The organism is Actinacidiphila acidipaludis (assembly GCF_019890725.1).
Lineage (GTDB): Bacteria > Actinomycetota > Actinomycetes > Streptomycetales > Streptomycetaceae > Actinacidiphila > Actinacidiphila acidipaludis.
Genome location: NZ_JAINZZ010000001.1, coordinates 288,350 through 306,756 on the forward strand (window position 1 = coordinate 288,350; position 18,407 = coordinate 306,756).

The 18,407-nt window shown below is 71.5% G+C and carries 15 protein-coding genes and 1 riboswitch; of the genes, 8 read left to right on the forward strand and 7 right to left on the reverse strand.

What is annotated here, in order from left to right:
- Nucleotides 1-40: 40 nt before the first annotated feature.
- Complete coding sequence (locus K7862_RS01345; protein ID WP_222959547.1) at nt 41-1,540, forward strand: S53 family peptidase; 1,500 nt, start codon at nt 41-43, stop codon at nt 1,538-1,540.
- A gap of 130 nt (nt 1,541-1,670) precedes the next feature.
- On the opposite strand, the gene K7862_RS01350 is transcribed toward K7862_RS01345, so the two are convergent.
- Nucleotides 1,671-3,098 (reverse strand): hypothetical protein, encoded by a 1,428-nt coding sequence (locus K7862_RS01350; protein ID WP_222959548.1) that lies wholly within the window; start codon nt 3,096-3,098, stop codon nt 1,671-1,673.
- Nucleotides 3,099-3,643: 545 nt separating this feature from the next.
- On the opposite strand from K7862_RS01350, the gene K7862_RS01355 reads away from it, so the two are divergent.
- Nucleotides 3,644-6,028 (forward strand): RICIN domain-containing protein, encoded by a 2,385-nt coding sequence (locus tag K7862_RS01355; RefSeq protein WP_222959549.1) that lies wholly within the window; start codon nt 3,644-3,646, stop codon nt 6,026-6,028.
- A 214-nt stretch (nt 6,029-6,242) separates the two neighbouring features.
- Nucleotides 6,243-7,394, forward strand: coding sequence for an SGNH/GDSL hydrolase family protein (locus K7862_RS01360; protein WP_262412464.1), 1,152 nt, complete (start codon nt 6,243-6,245; stop codon nt 7,392-7,394).
- A gap of 173 nt (nt 7,395-7,567) precedes the next feature.
- Here the strand turns inward: K7862_RS01360 and K7862_RS01365 are convergent, their stop codons facing one another.
- The 4 genes from K7862_RS01365 to K7862_RS37225 all read right to left on the reverse strand — a co-directional run bounded on the left by K7862_RS01365 (nt 7,568) and on the right by K7862_RS37225 (nt 10,851).
- Entirely contained in the window at nt 7,568-8,554 is a 987-nt protein-coding gene (locus tag K7862_RS01365; protein WP_222959550.1) for a transporter substrate-binding domain-containing protein, read from the reverse strand.
- A gap of 48 nt (nt 8,555-8,602) precedes the next feature.
- Nucleotides 8,603-9,355, reverse strand: a complete 753-nt coding sequence (locus tag K7862_RS01370; protein WP_222959703.1) for an amino acid ABC transporter ATP-binding protein — start codon at nt 9,353-9,355, stop codon at nt 8,603-8,605.
- 38 nt (nt 9,356-9,393) lie between these two features.
- Nucleotides 9,394-10,464, reverse strand: coding sequence for an amino acid ABC transporter permease (locus tag K7862_RS01375; protein WP_222959551.1), 1,071 nt, complete (start codon nt 10,462-10,464; stop codon nt 9,394-9,396).
- Between the two features lie 252 nt (nt 10,465-10,716).
- Nucleotides 10,717-10,851: a putative leader peptide gene (locus K7862_RS37225; protein ID WP_262412465.1), complete on the reverse strand. Its 135-nt coding sequence runs from the start codon at nt 10,849-10,851 to the stop codon at nt 10,717-10,719.
- A gap of 163 nt (nt 10,852-11,014) precedes the next feature.
- Nucleotides 11,015-11,128: riboswitch (SAM riboswitch) on the forward strand.
- A gap of 18 nt (nt 11,129-11,146) precedes the next feature.
- Between K7862_RS37225 and K7862_RS38400 the strand changes: the two genes are divergently transcribed.
- The 5 genes from K7862_RS38400 (at nt 11,147) to K7862_RS01395 (ending at nt 16,499) form a co-directional block, all read left to right on the forward strand.
- Nucleotides 11,147-11,227, forward strand: coding sequence for a putative leader peptide (locus K7862_RS38400; protein WP_372461476.1), 81 nt, complete (start codon nt 11,147-11,149; stop codon nt 11,225-11,227).
- Between the two features lie 254 nt (nt 11,228-11,481).
- Nucleotides 11,482-12,732: an LLM class flavin-dependent oxidoreductase gene (locus tag K7862_RS01380; protein WP_222959552.1), complete on the forward strand. Its 1,251-nt coding sequence runs from the start codon at nt 11,482-11,484 to the stop codon at nt 12,730-12,732.
- 25 nt (nt 12,733-12,757) lie between these two features.
- Nucleotides 12,758-14,194 (forward strand): NtaA/DmoA family FMN-dependent monooxygenase, encoded by a 1,437-nt coding sequence (locus K7862_RS01385; RefSeq protein ID WP_222959553.1) that lies wholly within the window; start codon nt 12,758-12,760, stop codon nt 14,192-14,194.
- Nucleotides 14,191-15,345, forward strand: coding sequence for an LLM class flavin-dependent oxidoreductase (locus tag K7862_RS01390; RefSeq protein WP_222959554.1), 1,155 nt, complete (start codon nt 14,191-14,193; stop codon nt 15,343-15,345). Before K7862_RS01385 ends, K7862_RS01390 begins: the two co-directional genes overlap by 4 nt.
- A gap of 2 nt (nt 15,346-15,347) precedes the next feature.
- On the forward strand, nt 15,348-16,499 hold the full coding sequence (locus K7862_RS01395) for an LLM class flavin-dependent oxidoreductase (protein WP_222959555.1): 1,152 nt from the start codon (nt 15,348-15,350) through the stop codon (nt 16,497-16,499).
- Here the strand turns inward: K7862_RS01395 and K7862_RS01400 are convergent.
- Nucleotides 16,487-17,356: a DUF1684 domain-containing protein gene (locus K7862_RS01400; protein ID WP_222959556.1), complete on the reverse strand. Its 870-nt coding sequence runs from the start codon at nt 17,354-17,356 to the stop codon at nt 16,487-16,489. The two genes, K7862_RS01395 and K7862_RS01400, sit on opposite strands and share 13 nt — an antisense overlap.
- Nucleotides 17,353-17,916, reverse strand: a complete 564-nt coding sequence (locus K7862_RS01405) for a flavin reductase family protein (RefSeq protein WP_222959557.1) — start codon at nt 17,914-17,916, stop codon at nt 17,353-17,355. The genes K7862_RS01400 and K7862_RS01405 overlap by 4 nt, the downstream gene beginning before the upstream one ends.
- Nucleotides 17,917-18,407 lie beyond the last annotated feature (491 nt).

Sequence of the window (18,407 nt, forward strand, 5' to 3'; positions counted from 1 at the left end):
AGATGTGTCTCTTCACGGTTTCTCGAGGAGGACCACGCACATGACACGCACCTTCAAGGGGTGGTTCCTGGCGGGGGCGGGCGCGCTGGCGCTCGCGGCCGCGGGCACCCTCTCCGCACCGGGCACGGCCGCGGCCTATCCCGAAGTCCATCCGACCGTCGCGGAGTTCACCCAGCTCACCACCGGTTCCACGCCGCCGACGGCCGCGCAGTGCGCCTCGGCCGGACGCCGCTGTTTCAGCCCCCAGGCGACCCGGGCGGCGTACGACGTCGGTCCGCTCCACGCCGCCGGTCTGGACGGCCGCGGCCAGACCATCGCGATCGTCGACTCGTACGGCAGCGACACCATGGCCCACGACCTGCACGTCTTCGACAGCGCCTTCGGCGTCGCGCCGATGTGCGGTGAGGAGGCGGTCACCTGCGCGCCGGGCATGCCGACGTTCAGCGAGCTGCACCTGCAGGGCTCGCCCGCCACCAAGGCGCCGCCCTCGACCGGCAAGGGCACCGGCCAGGAGGACAAGAGCGCCTGGGCGCTCGAGGTCGCCCTCGACGTGGAGACCGCCCACGCCATGGCACCCGGCGCGAACATCCTGCTGGTCGCCACGCCCACCGCCGAGACACTCGGCGTCCAGGGGATGCCGCAGATGATGGCCGCCGAGGACTACGTGGTGAAGCACCACCTGGCCACGGTCATCTCCCAGTCGTTCGCGTCCACCGAGGACGCTTTCGGCAGCCCGCACGCCCTGCAGAACCTGCGGTACGCGTTCGAGGACGCGGCGGCCGGCGGCGTCACCGTCCTCGGATCGTCGGGCGACGGCGGCAGCGCCAACACCGCCAAGGCGCCGGTGGGCAAGGGCGGCACGGCGTTCCCGTACCCGACCGTGGAGTGGCCGGCCTCGGACCCGCTGGTGACCGGCGTGGGCGGCACATACCTGTGCACCGACCCGCACGCGACCAGCGCCCGGGTCACCGACAGCACCGACCAGCCCGCCGTCTGCTCCGCCAACGCGGGTCAGGCGGAGGTCGGCTGGACGCTCTCCGGCGGCGGCTTCAGCCACATCTTCGGCAAGCCCGCCTACCAGGCGGGCACGCTGCCCGCCGGCAGCACCGCGATCGGCAGCATGCGCGGTGTGCCCGACATCGCGCTGCAGGCCAGCTCGGCCACCGGCGCCCTGGTCTACCTGTCGCTGCCGCCGGACGGCAACGGCGGACTGATGTGCGGCAACGCGCCGTGCAGCACCGGCTGGTACGACATCGGCGGCACGTCGCTGTCATGCCCGCAGTGGGCCGGCCTGGTCGCCATCGCGGACCAGATCAACGGGGGCGGGCTCGGCCCGATCAATGCCGCCCTCTACAAGGTCGCGGCCAACCCCGCCACCTACGGGGCCGACTTCCACGACGTGACGACCGGCAACAACACCTCGGACCCGCACGTGACCGGTTACCCGGCCACCAAGGGATGGGACCCGGTCACCGGGCTCGGCACCCCGGACGCGGCAGCGCTCCTGCCCGCGCTCGTCACCGCCGCGCACAGCGGCTGATCCGCTCACACACGGCGGGGCCGGGCCCGGGTCCAACCCCGGTTCCGGCCCCGCCGGTTCGTCCCCCGGCAGGGCGAGACCCCCGTTCCCGGTGCTCGGGCGGGGGCCTCGCGTGCCGTACGTGGTGGTGTCAGTTGAGGGTCAGGGTCGCGCTGTCGTCCGCCGCGTTCTGGTCGTAGTCGGGGCGCCAGCTCGGGTCTCCCCAGTCCATGGCGGCGGTGCCGGTGGCGCCGGCGACGACCGAGTCCACCCGGAGTGTCAGGCTGAAGGACGTGGCCTGACCGGCCGGCACGAGGTAGCCCCCGTTGCAGGCGTACGGGCCGTGGGCGGTCACCTGAGGGTTGTCGGACTGGCTGGGCTGGCAGTTGGCCGACGAGCCCACGATGGTGGTGCCGGGCGGAGGCGTGACGCTGACGCCGATGCCGTCGCCACCGCGGTTGAAGATCGTGGCAGGCCCGTTGTTGAGCATGCTGAAGTCCATCTCGACCGTGGAGCCCACAGCCGCCTGGGCGCTGGAGCCGGTCACCGAGAAGTCCGCGGTGTTCACCGCCCGAAGGCTGGCCACAGCGTAGTCGCTGCTGCCGTCGGTGAAGTCCAGCGAGACCTTGCCCGCCGGAACCGTACCGGCCTGCCCCGGGTCCAGCACCGTCAGCCCCAGGTTGGTGTCGGTGCCCTTGGTCCAGGTGCGGTCGGCCGTCTGGGCCGCGATGGACGGATCGCCCTTGGGTGCGGTGAGGGCGTCGAGATAGGTGGCGTAGGCGGTGGAGGTGACGTTCAGCCGCACCGGGGTCGCCAGCGCGACGTGCTCACCGATCTGGATCGGCCCGGGGAAGGTGCACAGAGCCTCCTCCGCCTGCCGGTCGTTCGGCACCGAGCTGTACGTGCAGTTCGCGAAGTGGTCGGCGAAGGTCAGCCCGGGCGAGGCCATGAGCAGCGCCTGCGCCGCGGCCGCCGGGCGGTCGCCGCGGTTGGTGAACTCCAGCGGCTCGCTGACGGTCGAACCGACCGCAAGGCCGGTGCTGCCGGTCAACCCGGTCTGGGCGAAGGCGGGTCCGCCGATCTGGACGGAACCGCTGGTCCCGACGATGGTGGCGTGGTCCGCAGTCCCCGAGACGGTGTACGAGGCGGCGGCTCCGGCCGCGACACCCGCCTTGGCACTGACCTGCATCTGGGTCGTGAGGCCGTAGCGGGAGTTCGGCGATACGTCGTCCCACCAGAGGAACTCGCTGCAGGTGGCGACGGACTGCTGGACCGTGCAGTTGTCGGAGAACGTGACGTCGGCGATCTTGGCGAGCCGGCGGGCGTCGATGGTGATGGTCGCCTGGGTGTTCACGCTGGTCCCGCTGATCGTGTACATCAGGCTCGGGTTGATCGTGGTGGCCGCCCCTTGCGCGGCGGCGGTGGCGACGGCCTGGGTCTGCGGCTGCTGCATCGTGAGGACCGGATCGGTCGGGTCCGCGGCTCCGGCGGGCGCCGCACCGGCCAGCGCGGCGGCCGCTGCCGCGGCCAGGGCCACGGTGAGTGCCGCGGCGCGGCGTGGGACAGGCAGGATCGTCATCTGGGTTCCCCCCCTTGGGAATTGGTCTGGTACGGACCGCAGCGTAGGGACGGCGCGAGCCGGTGTCAGCGGGATATCGTGTGCCTGGAGGCACCATCGAGGCGAATGGGACGACACGCCCGCAGGTTTTTCCTCGCCTTGACCTGGGGGTAGACGGTGGCCGGCGACAGGTCGCCGTCTGCCCAAGGGCGTTCACGAGGCGCGAGTCACCTCACCCGAGGGTCCACTGCTGGTTGGCGCGGCCGTTGCAGTCCCACACGGCCAGTTGCACGGTGTTGTAGGTGGTGCCCTGCGGGGAATCGACCAGCGGCCGGAGGGCTTGCCGACCATCGGGGCGCCGATGGTTCCATGCCCCGCGGTGAACTGTGACCTGCGTACCTTTGCTGATGATGTCTGTTGAGTGTTGTTTCTTTGACCGCGAGGGTTGACCGCAAAAGAAACACGACAGCACACTGTGCACCATCTTCCCGGCGGTACAGGGGCGTTGGACCCAGTTGTCGAGTGAGCCCCGGCCCTGCCGCCACCCCCACGGCGAAGGATGGCCCATGCGTCGCATGGCACAACTGACACCTTTGTGGATTCTGGCGCTGCTCGCCGCGTTACTCGCGGTCGCGGCCACTCCGGCACGGGCCGCGACCACCTCCGTCACACTGGACGGCACACAGAGCGGCCGGACGTTCGACGGGATCGGCGCGATCAGCGGCGGCGGGGGCAACTCCCGTCTGCTGCGCGACTACCCGGCCACCCAGCAGTCACAGATCCTGGACTACCTGTTCAAACCCGGCTACGGTGCCGACCTGCAGATGCTGAAGCTGGAGATCGGCGGCGACGCGAACTCCACCGACGGTTCCGAACCGTCCGTCGAGCACGCGCGCGGGACCGTCAACTGCGACGCCGGCTACGAGTTCTGGCTGGCCGAGCAGGCCGTCAAGCGCAACCCGAACATCGGCCTCTACGGACTGGCCTGGGCCGCTCCCGGCTGGATCAACGGCGGGTTCTGGTCCACCGACACCATCGACTACCTCATCACCTGGCTCGGCTGCGCCAAGCAGCACGGACTGACGATCAAGTACCTCGGCGGCTGGAACGAACGCGGCCACGACGCGAACTGGTACATCCAGCTGCGCACGGCGCTGAACAGCGCCGGCTACGGCAGCGTGCAGATCGTCGGCGACGACTCCGGCTGGAGCGTCGCGGACGACATGGCGAGCAACTCCGCCTTCAACAACGCCGTGTCGATCGTGGGGGTCCACTACTCCTGCAACGGCGGTGACGGCGGCGACGCGACCTCCTGCCAGAGCACCCAGACCGGACGCAGTCTCGGCAAGCCGCTGTGGGACAGCGAGAACGGCTCCCAGGACATGAACAGCGGAGCCCCCGCGCTGATCCGCGCCATCACCCGCGGCTATGTCGACGCGAAGATGACCGCCTATCTCAACTGGCCGCTGCTCGCCGCGATCTACCCCAACCTGCCCTACTCCACGGTGGGTCTGGCCACGGCCGGTTCGCCCTGGTCGGGGAACTACACCGTCGGCGCCAGCACCTGGGCCACCGCGCAGGTCACCCAGTTCACCCAGCCGGGCTGGAAGTTCATCGACTCCGCCTCCGGCTACCTCGGCGGCAGCGAGTCCAACGGCACGTATGTGAGCCTGAAGTCGCCCAACGGCAGCGACTACTCCACGGTCCTGGAGACCACGACCGCCGGCTCCTCCCAGACGGTCGACATCCACGTGCAGGGCGGACTGTCCACCGGCCAGGTCCACGTCTGGGCGACCGACGTGAACAACCCCAGCGCCGCGACGTCCTTCGTGCACACGCAGGACGTCACACCGTCCGGCGGCTCGTACTCCCTGACGCTGCAGCCCGGTTACGTCTACACCGTGTCCACGACCACCGGCCAGGGCAGGGGCACCGCGACGGCGCCGGCCGCGCACGCCCTCGCACTGCCGTACAGCGACACCTTCGACAACGATGCCACCGGCACGGAGGCCCGGTATCTGGCCGACATGCAGGGCTCGTTCGAGGTCCAGCCCTGCATGGGCCGCTCCGGCAACTGCGTCCAGCAGATGGCGCCGGTCAAACCGATCGAGTGGCAGGACGACTCCGACTCCTACGCCCTGATCGGCGACACCACCTGGTCGAACTACACCGTCAGTTCCGACGTGCTGCTGCGCGGCGCCGGAACCACCGAACTGCTCGGCCGCACCAACACCCAACTGCGTCCCCAGTCGCACATGAACGCCTACTACTTCCGCATCCGCGACACCGGCCAGTGGTGGATCGAGAAGATGTACACCGACGGCTCCAACCACACTCTGGCCACCGGCACCACCACCGCGCTGGGCACCGGCGCCTGGCACAACCTCGCCCTCACCTTCCAGGGCTCGGCGATCAGCGCCAAGGTCGACGGCACGCAGGTCGGCTCGGTCACCGACACCTCCTTCCAGTCAGGGCAGGCCGGTCTCGGCATCCAGGGCTACCGCACCGACCAGTTCGACAACCTCTCCATCACCCCCGGCTCCGGCAGCACGGGCGGCACGGCGACCGGTCACGTCACCTCCGCGCTGAGCACCGCCAAGTGCCTGGACGACTACACCGACGCGACCACGGCCGGCGCCGTCGTCGACATCTGGGACTGCAACACCTCGTCCGCCCAGCAGTGGACGGTCGGCAACAGCGCGGTCACCGTCAACGGCCTGTGCCTGGACGTCGTCGGCAACGCCACCGCCAACGGTTCGCCGGTGGACCTGTGGACCTGCCACGGCGGCGGGAACCAGCAGTGGACCGTGAGCAACGGCACCCTGGTCAATCCCGCCTCGGGCCGCTGCCTCGACGTCCCCGGATTCAACACGGCCAACGGCACCGCCCTGGAGATCTGGGACTGCAACGGCGGGGCCAACCAGAAGTGGAACTTCCCCGCCACATCCTGAACCGGATCGTCTGCGGCTGCGCGCCCACGTGCTTCACGCAGCCGCAGGCGGTCCACCGGAAAGGCCCCGACGAGCGCCCCCGGAGCTGGCCCCCCCCATTGCCCCGACGCGTCCAGCCCCGCCGCTCCCCGAGCGCCACCCACGGCAACCGGCCCGGCCCACAGGCCGGTTGTCCGCGGCACCACCCCTCCCCCACGTATCCGAAGGACCCACCATGACCCCCACGACGCGTCTCACGGCAGCGGCCGTCGCGGCACTCTGCGCCGGCCTGGCCATGCCCGCGGCTGCCCATGCGGCACCGCCCGCGGCCACCGTCGCACGAGCCGCCGCCAAGCAGGCCCCGGCCGCCGCGGCAGCCGCACCCACCACGTTACGGCTGATGCCGCTGGGTGACTCGATCACCTGGGGCGTCGGCAGCAGTACCGGCAACAGCTACCGCGGCGACCTGTGGAACGAGCTGTCCTCCGAGGGTCACGCGCTCGACTTCACCGGGACCCAGCGCAACGGCACGCTTCCGGACCCCGACAACGAAGGCCACTCCGGCTGGCGCATCGACCAGATCGCCGGGATCGCCGACTCCGTCCTGGCGACCTACCGGCCCAACGTCATCACGCTGGAGATCGGCACCAACGACCTCAACCAGAACTACCAGATCCCCACGGCGACCGACCGGCTCCACTCGCTGCTCGACCAGATCACCGCGGACGCACCGGACGCGACCGTGCTGGTCGGGACCGTCATCGTCTCGACGAGCCCCACCGAGGAGACCAACCGGCCCGCGTTCGACAACGCCCTCCCCGGCATCGTCCAGAGCGAGCAGGCCGGGGGGAGGCACGTCCGGCTGGTCGACATGAGCGCCCTGACCGCGGCGGACCTGTCCGACCAGCTCCATCCCAACGACACCGGCTACCGCAAGATGGCCGACGCCTTCAACGCCGGTGTCCAGGCCGCCGACGCCGCCGGCTGGATCAACGCGCCCGTGGCCGTCTCCGGTCCGGTGCGTTCCGCTCTCGCCGGCAAGTGCCTGGACGTCAACGGCGGCAACGCCACCGCCGGCACCGCGGTCCAGATCTGGACCTGCAACAACACCGGCGCACAGGCATGGACCGCCGCCACCGACGGCACGCTGCGCGCCCTCGGCAAGTGCCTGGACGTCACCGGCGCGGCCACCGGGAACGGCAGCAAGGCCGAGCTCTGGGACTGCAACGGCGGCGGCAACCAGCAGTGGCAGCCCTACGACGGCGGCTACCGCAACCCCGTCTCCGGACGCTGCCTCGACGACCCGGCGTCCTCCACCACCGACGGGACGCAGCTGATCATCTGGGACTGCAACGGGGGCGCGAACCAGCACTGGTCCACGCCCTGATCAACACCCGGTGCCGGCCTCCGCATGCGCAGCGGCGTCGCCAACCGGGTCCGGGCACGCGCCCGACACGCTGCGGCCGCCCCGGCGCCGGGGGCCTCTCCCCCGGCGCCGGACCGGGCCGCGTCCGTACTCGACCGGCACGGCCCGGAGCCCAGGACAGAGGCCGGCACCGTTCAGAACGTCGTGGGCGGGTTGACGACCGAGGACGTGACGCCTGTCCCCGGCACACCCCACTTGGCGAAGATCCGGGCGTAGTCGCCGTCCGCGATGAGCTTGTCGACCGCATCGCTGAGTGCCTTCGCGAGCGGGGAGTGCTTGGCGGTGACGAAGCCCACGGGCGTCGTGGTGATCTGACCGAGGTATTTCGTGCGGGGTATGTGCTGTGCCTCGTACTTGAGGCTGAGGGTGGGGCCGAAGTAGATGTCCACCTTGCCGTTCGTCAGGCCGAGGATGATCGGGGCGTTGTCGGAGAAGTACTGCACCTTGTACGGCTTCTTGCCGGCCGCCGCGCACGTGCCCGCGCCGTCGGTGAGGAGTTGCTGGAAGGTCGACCCGGGGCTGGTGGCCACGGTGTAACCGCAGAGGTCGGTCAGCGTACTGACCTTGTCGGCCGCGATGTCCTGCGCGCCGAGGAAGGACTGGCCGTCGTTGAGGTAGGTCGCGAAGTCGACCACCTTCTCGCGGGCCCTGGTGGCACCGAAGTTGTCCTGGCCTACGTCGTACCTGCCGTTCTGGACGCCGGGGATGACGGTGGGGAACGTTCCGTACTGCACGTCCCAGGTGACGCCGAGCACCTTGGCGACGGCGTCGCGCAGATCGATGTCGAGTCCGACCGTGCTGCCGTCGGGCGCCTGGCCGCCGTGCGGCAGACCCGAGGTGCCGACGACCCGGCTGGTGCCCAGGACGATCGTGCCGCGGCCGCGGATCTGCGCCGGGAGTTCGGCCTTCAGCGCGGGATCGGGCCGGATCGTGGACAGGACGTCCTCGTTCGGAATGGCTGTGGAGCCCGCGCTCTCGGCGGCGGGCGCCGCCGGCCGGCCGCCCGTGGCGGGTGCGCCGGTGGCCGAGTGGGAGCCGCAGGCGGCGAGCAGGAGGAGTGCGGCCGCGGTCCCGGCGGCGATCAGGGAGGTGCGCGCGGCGGCGGGGCGGTTGATCGTCACGGGTGTGTCCTTTGCTTCGGGGAGGGTGCGGGCCGCGACCGCGGAGGGTCAGAGGACCGCGGCGAGGAAGGCGCGAGCGCGTTCGTTGCCGGGACGGGAGAGCACATCGGCGGGCGGCCCGGACTCGACGATCCGGCCGCCGTCGAGGAAGACCACGGTGTCGGCGACCTCGCGGGCGAAGCCGATCTCGTGGGTGACGACGATCATCGTCATACCGCTCTCCGCCAGGTCCTTGATGACGGCGAGGACCTCGCCCACGAGTTCCGGGTCGAGGGCGCTGGTGGGTTCGTCGAAGAGCAGCAGGTCGGGATCCATCGCGAGGGCCCGGGCGATGGCGACGCGCTGCTGCTGTCCGCCGGAGAGTGTGCGCGGATAGGCGCCTTCACGTCCGGCCAGTCCCACGCGTTCCAGCAGGTCCGTGGCTCGTGCGGCGGCGGCCTTGCGTGAGGTTCCCCGCACGGCGACCGGCGCCTCGACGAGGTTCTCCAGCACGGTCATGTGCGGGAAGAGGTTGAACTGCTGGAAGACCATGCCGATCCGGGCGCGCTGCCGGGTGATGGTGTGCGGGCGCACCTCGTGCAGTCGCCCGCCGCGGTAGCGGTATCCGATGATCTCGCCGTTCACCTCGACGAACCCGTCGTCGGGCCGCTCCAGGTGGTTGATGCTGCGCAGCAGTGTGGACTTGCCCGACCCGGACGGGCCGAGCAGCACGGTGACTTCGCCCTGCCGGACGTCGAGGTCGATGCCGTCGAGCACGAGGTGCGCTCCGAAGCTCTTGCGCAGTCCTCTGACGCGCACCAGCGGAGGCGCGGTGCCCGTTTCACCCACGGGGCCGACGCTCATGACAGGCCCGCCAGTTCGTCGGCGCCGCGGCCGAACAGCGGCAGGTTGCCCCGGAAGAGTTCCCGGAACGAGCGCGGCCCGAGCCGGCCGCCGGCACGTCCGCGACCGCGGGCGTAGTGCCGTTCCACGAAGAACTGCCCGACCGAGAGCAGCGTGGTGAGGACGACGTACCAGAGCGTCGCCACCAACAGCAGCGGTATGACGAGGTAGTTCTGGTTGTAGATGAGCTGGGCGGAGTAGAGCAGGTCCTGGACGGCGATGACGCTCACGATGGAGGTCGCCTTCAGCATGCCGATCAGCAGGTTGCCGGAGGCGGGAACGATGGCGGGCATGGCCTGCGGCAGCACGATCTTTCGGAAGATCCGGGCCCTGCCCAGTCCGAGCGCCTGGGCGGCCTCGGTCTGGCCTTGGTCGACGGCGAGGATGCCGCCGCGCACGATCTCGGAGGAGAAGGCGGCGACGTCGAGACTCAGTCCGACGTAGGCGGCCAGGATGCCGCTGAACAGATGCGCGGTCCGCACGCTCGCGAACTCCGGCCCGAAGGGGATCCCGATGGACAACCGCGGGTAGAGCGAGGCGATTTCGTACCAGAACAGCAGCTGGACCAGGGGCGGGACGGAGCGGATCAGCCACACGAAGGCGAAGCTGAGCGCGACGAGCACGGGGTTGGCGGACAGCCGCATCACCGCGACGCCGATTCCGAGGAGGTAGCCGGTGGCCATCACCGCGGCCGTCAGCCACAGGGTGAGCTCCAGGCCGTGGACGATCGAGGTATCGAGGATGTAGTGGCCGACGACACCCCATTGGAAGCGGCGGTTGGTCAGGACGGTGTTGGTGGCCATCGCGAGCAGCAGGAGCAGGACGGCGGCAGAGATCCACTGACCGAGGTGGCGCCGGGGGACGCGTCCGGCCGCCAGCAGCCGGCGGTCGTCGCGGCCGTTTCCGGGGTGATGGCCGGTGGGCGGTGGCGCGGCGGACGGCGGGGGTTCGGCTTCGCGCGGGGCGCGGGGAGCATCGGTCGACGGCGTGCGGGCGTCGGTCGGCGTGATGGCGTCGGAGCTGGTCATGAGGGCGCGTCTTCCGTCCCGTGACGTAGTGGCGCCGCACCCCGGTGTGGGGCGGGCGGCCGGAGGCGAACGGGGCCTGGGGTTGCTGCGGTGACCGTGTGCGCCGACCGGGCGGGCGCGGGGGCACGTGCAGGAACAACGCAGGCACGTGGGTGCTGCCGGACGTCGTCGGACGGTCAGCACGGAAAGCGGCCGTCGAACCGGTCGGTGAGCAGCCCGGTGGCGACGGTGCGGGGAAAGGTCAGGCGGAGGTCAGCGGACCAGGGTGTGCGGGGAACACAGGGCGCTGTTCACGCGCAGCAGGTCGACATGCCGGCGGGCGGCCAGGAGCGCGCCGGAGCCGAGCGGCGAAGGCGAGCCGCTGGGGCGGGACCGTCGTGCCTGCATGCGGATCACCTCGCATCCTCGGGCCGGGGCCATGGCACGACCGTGCGTCGCATGACCGGCCCACACCGTAACCGGCTGTCCGGCTTCCCGGCAATGACCTACTTCCTGACGCCAGGTCAGCGGGCATTGTGCTGGGCCGTTGTCCGGAGTTAGCGTGTGAGCGGGTCACGAGTGTCAGTACCGAGCCCTGGCTGGCTGACCGGCAACCCTCCGACGCGGCGGGGTGCTCCAGGTGACGACCCGGCGGCGCCGAGCCCGGCGCCCGCAAGCGCGACGGAGAACGGAGGGGGCTGAAGTGCGCAGAGCCGTCAGCGCCTACTCGCGTCGCCACATCGATCTGCAGCGCATCGCCAGCGCTCTCTGTCCGGCCGTCTGAGCCCGTCCGGACAAGTCCTCCCGCCTTCACGCGGCACAGGTGTGCCTGCCGCCTGCCGGCCCCGCCGTCCGGCTGGGCGGCCCTTCCGGACTCCTTGATCGTTCGCGTGCCGCGGTGTGCCCAGGCATGCCGCGCCGGCGTCGGCTGCCTCGTGCCCGTCGGTGTGGTCCCCGCGCCGGCGTCGGGCGCCGGCTCACTCCGGCCGGTCCGCGCTCTCCACCCATGTCTCCCCGCCGAGCAGGAAGCGACCTTCCATGCCCCAGCCCCACCCTGCCTCCCAGCCCGCCCTCCACCTCGCCGTGGCCCTGGACGGTGCCGGATGGCATCCCGCAGCCTGGCGCGAGCCCGGCGCACGCCCCAAGGACCTGTTCACCGCCGCCTACTGGGCCGGCCTCGTGGCCGAGGCCGAGAGCGGACTGCTGGACTTCGTGACGATCGAGGACTCCCTGGGTCTGCAGTCCTCCTCCCCCACCGAACCCGACCGACGCACCGGCCAGGTGCGGGGCCGGCTGGACGCCGTGCAGATCGCCGCCCGGATCGCGCCGCTGACCCACCGCATCGGCCTGGTGCCGACCGCCGTCGTCACCCACACCGAGCCGTTCCACCTCTCGAAGGCGATCGCGACGCTCGACTACGTCAGCGGTGGCCGGGCGGGGCTGCGCGTACAGGTGTCGGTCCGCCCGCACGAGGCCGAGCTGTTCGGCCGCCGCACCTTCCCGCCGCTGCGGCTCGACGACCTCGGCACTCCGGGTGCGCGGGCGGTGATCGCCGATTCCTTCGACGAGGCCGCCGACTACGTCGAGGTGGTGCGCCGGCTGTGGGACAGCTGGGAGGACGACGCGGAGATCCGCGACGTGGCGACCGGCCGCTTCATCGACCGGGCGAAGCTGCACTACATCGACTTCGAGGGGCGCCACTTCCGCGTCAAGGGCCCGTCCATCACGCCCCGCCCACCGCAGGGCCAGCCGGTCGTGGTCGCACTGGCCCACCGCACCGAGCCCTTCCGGCTGGTCGGCCGCTCCGCGGACGTCGGCTTCGTCACGCCGCACGACGCGGACGAGGCGGGGAGGATCGTCGCGGAGATCCGGGCGCACCAGGCGGAGGCGGGGCGCGCTGAGGAGACCGTGCACGTCTTCGCCGATCTGGTGGTCCTGCTGGATGACACGGATGCCACCGCCGCCGCCCGGCTCAGCCGGCTGGACGAGCGGGCGGGTGCCGCGTTCACCAGCGACGCCCGGGTGTTCGCCGGGACTCCGGACGGCCTCGCCGACCTGCTGGCGGGCTGGCGGGAAGCGGGGATCAGCGGGTTCCGCCTGCGTCCCGCTGCCATCCCGCACGACCTGGAGCAGATCACCCGCCGGCTGGTACCGGAACTGCAGCGGCGCGGAGTGTTCCGCACCGCGTACGAGGCCGGCACCCTGCGCGGCCTGCTGGGCCTGCCGCGCCCGGCGAACCGTTACGCCGCGGTCGTTTCCTCGCCGGCCGAAACCACCGCCGCCGTCTGAGCGCCGAGACCCAAGGAAGCCTCACATGAGCAAGCCGCTGAAGCAGATCCACCTCGCCGCGCACTTCCCCGGCGTCAACAACACCACGGTCTGGAGCGACCCGGCCGCGGGCAGCCAGATCGAGTTCAGTTCCTTCGCCCATGTGGCGAGGACGGCCGAGCGCGCCAAGTTCGACTTCATCTTTCTCGCCGAGGGCCTGCGCCTGCGTGAGCAGGGCGGCGAGATCTACGACCTGGACGTGGTCGGGCGGCCCGACACCTTCACGGTCCTGGCCGCACTGGCTGCCGTCACCGACCGACTGGGCCTGGCCGGCACCATCAACTCCACCTTCAACGAACCGTACGAGGTGGCCCGGCAGTTCGCGTCCCTCGACCACCTCTCGGGCGGCCGCGCCGCCTGGAACGTGGTCACCTCGTGGGATGCCTTCACCGGGGAGAACTTCCGGCGCGGCGGCTTCCTGGCCCAGGAGGACCGTTACGAACGGGCCCGCCAGTTCCTCGACGCGGCCAGGGTGCTCTTCGCCTCCTGGCGAGGCGACGAGATCGCCGCCGACAAGGAGTCCGGGGTCTTCCTCACCGACGCCGACGCCGGCCGTTTCGCCCATCGTGTCGCGCAGTTCGACATCCGCGGGCGGTTCAATGTGCCGCGCAGCCCGCAGGGCCGACCGGTGATCTTCCAGGCCGGGGACTCCGAGGAAGGGCGCGAGTTCGCGGCGTCGTCCGCGGACGCGATCTTCACCCGTCACGGGACCCTGGAGGCCGGACGGGCGTTCTACGCCGACGTCAAGGGACGGCTCGCCAAGTACGGACGCGCCGCCGACGAGCTGAAGATCCTGCCCGGCGTGACGTACGTCCTGGGAGGCACCGACGCCGAGGCGCAGGAGAAGGCCCGTGCGATCCGCCGCATGCAGGTGAGCGGGCAGACCGCCGTGAAGTTCCTGGAGCAACTGTGGAACCGCGATCTCAGTGACCACGACCCGGACGGCCCGCTGCCCGCGGTGGATCCGCTGGTCGGCGAGAACCTGGTCGCGAAGGGGCGGGCGAGCGTGCGGATGTTCCGCGACCCGCTCGCGACCGCGGCCGAGTGGCGGGCCCTGGCCGAGGCGAAGAAGCTCACGACACGGGAGCTGATCATCGAGGTCACCGGCCGCCAGACCTTCATCGGCAGTCCGGAGACGGTGGCTCACGCGCTGAACGAGTTCGTGCAGACCGACGCGAGCGACGGCTTCATCCTGGTACCGCACCTGACGCCAAGCGGCCTCGACGACTTCGCGGACACCGTGGTCCCGCTGCTGCAGGAGCGCGGCGTGTTCCGCACCGAGTACGAGGGCAGCACGCTGCGCGAGCACCTCGGCCTGTCGCCGGTCGACCCGGCTCGCGAGACCGCGGCGGTCACGGCGTCGAGCACGGCCACGGTGCCGACGGCGGACACGGTCACCAGGACGGGGAGGGCGAGGGCGTGAAGTTCATCGCCATCACCCTCATCGTGCACGCCCCCGATCCGGTGACCGGCGCCCAGCCGTCGACGCACGACCGATTCCGGCAGGTCGTCCACAGCGCCCTGCACGCCGAGGAACTGGGATTCGACGGGTTCGGCGTCGGGGAGCGGCACGAGCGGCCCTTCATCTCCTCCTCCCCCACCGTGGTGCTGAGCCATGTGGCCGCGCTCACCCGGCGGATCCGGCTGTTCACCGCGGTCACCACCCTGAGCCTGCTCGATCCCGTCCGCGCCTACGAGGACTACGCGACGCTGGACCATCTGTCGGACGGCCGACTGGAGTTGATCATCGGCAAGGGCAACGGCAGCGCCCAGCGCGAACTGTTCCACGTCACACCCGAGGACCAGTGGGAGCGGAACGCCGAGTCCTACGGCCTGTTCCGGGAGCTCTGGCGCAATGACAGGGTGACTGCCGCTCCGCGGTTCCGGCCTGCCCTGCAGGACGCCGAGGTCTGGCCGCGGCCCTACCAGCGGCCGATCCGGGTGTGGCACGGCAGCGCCACCAGCCGCGCGTCGGTCGACCTGGCCGCGCGCCACGGCGATCCGCTGTTCTCGGCCAACGTCACCCACTCCATCGAGCCCTACGCCGAGTTGGTGCGGTACTACCGCGAGCGCTGGGAGGCGTACGGTCATGATCCCAGGCTGGCGACCGTCGGCGCCGGCTCCGCCGGCGTGTGTGCCGCGCAGACCTCGCAGCAGGCGCTCGCGGACTACCGGCCGGTGTTCGAGGGCTATCTGGCCTTCCAGCGGCGGCTCGGTGCCGATCCCGTGTTCCCCACCCTTGAGGACTTCGCCGAGCGCAGCTCCGCGCTGGTGGGCAGCCCGCAGCAGATCATCGACAAGGTCCACCGCTACCACGAGCGGTTCGGGCACACCGTGCTCCATGTGAGCGCCGAGGCGGGCGGCTTGTCCGACGCCCGGCACCGGGCGTCGCTCGAACTGTTCCAGTCCGACGTCGCACCCGCGCTGCGGCGCGACATCCCCGATCCGCCCTGGCCGTGGGCGCCGGTCGCACCCGACGACTCGCCCGTCCGGCACCCGGACCGGACGGCGGCCGCCTTCGCCTCCCTTCCGGCGGGCGCCGAGCCCGCCGCCACCGCGTCGCAAGGAGTCTGAGCATGGCCAACACGCCCCTCGCGGTCCTGGACCTGGTACCGATCAGCTCCGGCTCGTCCGCCCAGCAGGCCCTGCGCAACAGCATCGACCTCGCCCAGCAGGCCGAGCGGTTCGGCTACCAGCGCTACTGGTTCGCCGAGCACCACCTCAATCCCGGCGTGGCCGGCACCTCTCCGGCGGTCGTCCTGGCGCTGACGGCAGCCGCGACGTCCGCCATCCGGCTCGGCTCGGGCGCGGTGCAGCTCGGGCACCGCACCGCGCTGTCCACCGTCGAGGAGTTCGGGCTGCTCGACGCCCTGCACCCGGGCCGCTTCGACCTGGGCCTGGGCCGCTCGGGCGGCAAGCCGCCGGCCGTGTCCCGGCAGCCGGCCCTGGCCGGCGCCACCGCGGTGCGGGACGGCCACGCCCCCAACGGGCTGCGCGTCCCAGCCCACTTCGACTTCACGGGCCTGCTGAAGTCGCCGAGGTTCGCCCTGCACAAGAAGCTCCTGCAGCAGCCGAACGCCGAGGCGCAGGAGTACGACGAGCAGATAGCCGACATCCTCGCGCTGATCGCCGGCACGTACGCCACGGCCGACGGCGTCGAGGCCCACGTCGTACCCGGCGAAGGCGCGGACCTGCAGGTGTGGATCCTCGGCAGCAGCGGCGGCATCAGCGCTCAGGTGGCAGGCGCGAACGGGCTGCGGTTCGCCGCGAACTACCACGTCAGCCCGGCGAAGGTGCTCGAGGCCGTGGAGGGCTACCGGGCCGCGTTCGTCCCGTCCGCCGTGCTGGAGCGGCCCTATGTGAGTGTGTCGGCGGACGTGGTGGTCGCCGAGGACGAGGGCCGCGCCCGGGAGCTGGCCACCGGCTACGGCCTGTGGGTGCGCAGCATCCGCAGCGGTGAGGGCGCCATCCCCTTCCCGACGCCGGAGGAGGCCCGGGCGCACGTCTGGACGGACGAGGACCGGGCTCTGGTCGAGGACCGGCTGGAGACCCAGTTCACCGGAACGGCGGCGCAGGTCGCGGACCGGCTGGAGACGCTCCGGGACGCGACCGGCGCCGACGAGCTGATCGTCACCACCATCACCCATGCCCACGAGGACCGGGTGGCTTCCTACCGGCTGCTGGCGGAGGAGTGGGACCGGCGGGCGCCGTCGGGTCAGCCGGCCTGACCGGCTGCCCCATCGGCGGGTACTGAGCGGGTGACCGTCACCGGGGCGGTCGGGGTCTTCTCACCGGCCTCGATCGCCACCGGCAGACGGTTCTGGGCGGGCGGCAGCGGGCAGGTGGCCAGCTCGGTGTAGGCGCAGGGCAGATTGACCGCCCGGTTGAAGTCCAGGTCGATCCGTCCGTCCTCGCCCGGAGCGGCCAGGGCCAGCGACCGGTTCGCGGCGTAGGTGGTCACGCCGGACGTCGCGTCGGTGAACAGCACGAACAGGCTGCCCGGCGTCGGGCCGTTGAACGCGGTCAGCCGGTGCGTGACGCCGTCGAGGTCGAACGCGACCTCCCCGGGCGCCTCATAGACGTGCTGCAGACCCTCGACGGCCGCGCCGACAGTCGTCGGGCGCGGCACGGCGAAGGGAAGGTAGCGGGCGGCGCGGACCCATCGCGGGTCCGGTGCGTAGGCCGGTGTGCCCGCGTAGGCCACCCGCGGCGGGTGATCCGGGTGGCGGGGACGGATGATGTCGTGACCACCGCGTTTGGCCACCTCGATGACGGCGTCCCCAGCTGCCGGGAACAGACTGCCGCGTTCCGCGACGACCCCGAAGTCATGGCGCCCGCGCAGCACTTGACCGTCCAGGACGAGTTCCTCGCCGTCCGCCAGCTCTACCACCACCGCGCCCTCCTCGGTCGTCGACCAGGCGCCGGGAGCGTCGGCGTAGCGCGTCGGGGTGGCGTCCAGCCAGTGCAGGCCGGTGATGGCGAGGAAGCCGTGCGGGTCGGCTCGCACCTCCTCGTGGCGGGCGTGCCACTGCGCCCACTGCCGCGTGAACGCGGCGCGGTCGGTGTCGGTGGTGTGTGTGGTCACGGCGTCTCCTCGGATGTCGTCAGGTGCTGCGTCGTGGGTGCGTTCGGACTGGTGGTGGTCTCCGCCAGGCGCCGGTAGCGGCCGGTGTGGAAGACCAGCGGGGGGACGGCGTGTTCGGCGCCGAGGGCATGGATGCGCAGGATCACGATGTCGTGGTCGCCCGCCGTGACCTGCTGCTCGACGCTGGTGTCGAACCAGGCGCAGGCGCCGCGCAGCAGGACGGCGCCGCCGTCGGTGGCGTGCCAGTCCAGCCCGGCGAACCGGTCACCGTCCTGGGAGGCGAGCTGGGCACACGCGCGTTCCTGGTCGGCACCCAGCACTGTGACGCCGAGACGGGCACGGCCGGCCAGCAGCGGCCAGGTCGTCGAGGTGTGGGCGATGCTCACCGACACCAGCGGCGGGTGGAGTGAGACCGAGGTGAAGGAGCTGGCGGCCAGACCGACGGGCACGCCGTCGGCCAGCGCCGCCACGGCGGTCACTCCGGTCGGGAACGCGCCGAAAACACGGCGCAGTTGGGCCGGGGAGGAGGGCCGCCGGGTCGGCAGGCCAGCGGCGGTCACCGGAATGCTGCAGAGGGACACGAGCCGTACCGCTTCCTACTCGGGAGGCCGGCCGCGCGGGAACGCGAGCATGCCTGATGGTCCCCGGGCCCGGTGCGCGTGGCCCAGGGGCTGGTGAGCGGGGGGATGCAGACCGGCCACGCCGGGCCGGGCCCCGGATGCGAGAGCGGGGGGTATGGGCGCGTCCGCCCGTCAGGACGCGGGCTCGAAGGCCCGGAGAAACGGGCAGCGGCCCGCAGCCCGCGGAAGCGGGGCGTCGGGGTGGTCGTCGGACGCGGCGGTCAGCCGACCGGACACAGAGCGCCGGCGGTGCGCTCGAAGTCGATGTGCCGCCGGGAGAACAGGGCGACGGCGGAGAGCACCTGCCTGCCGGATTCCCGCATCGCGTCACCTCCCCTTTGACCTGCTCCTCACCGTAACTCCGGCACGCGGCAAGCACAATGTCTTCCTTCGCCGGGCCATCCCTGGGCTGGCGGCGCCGGCTCTGCGGG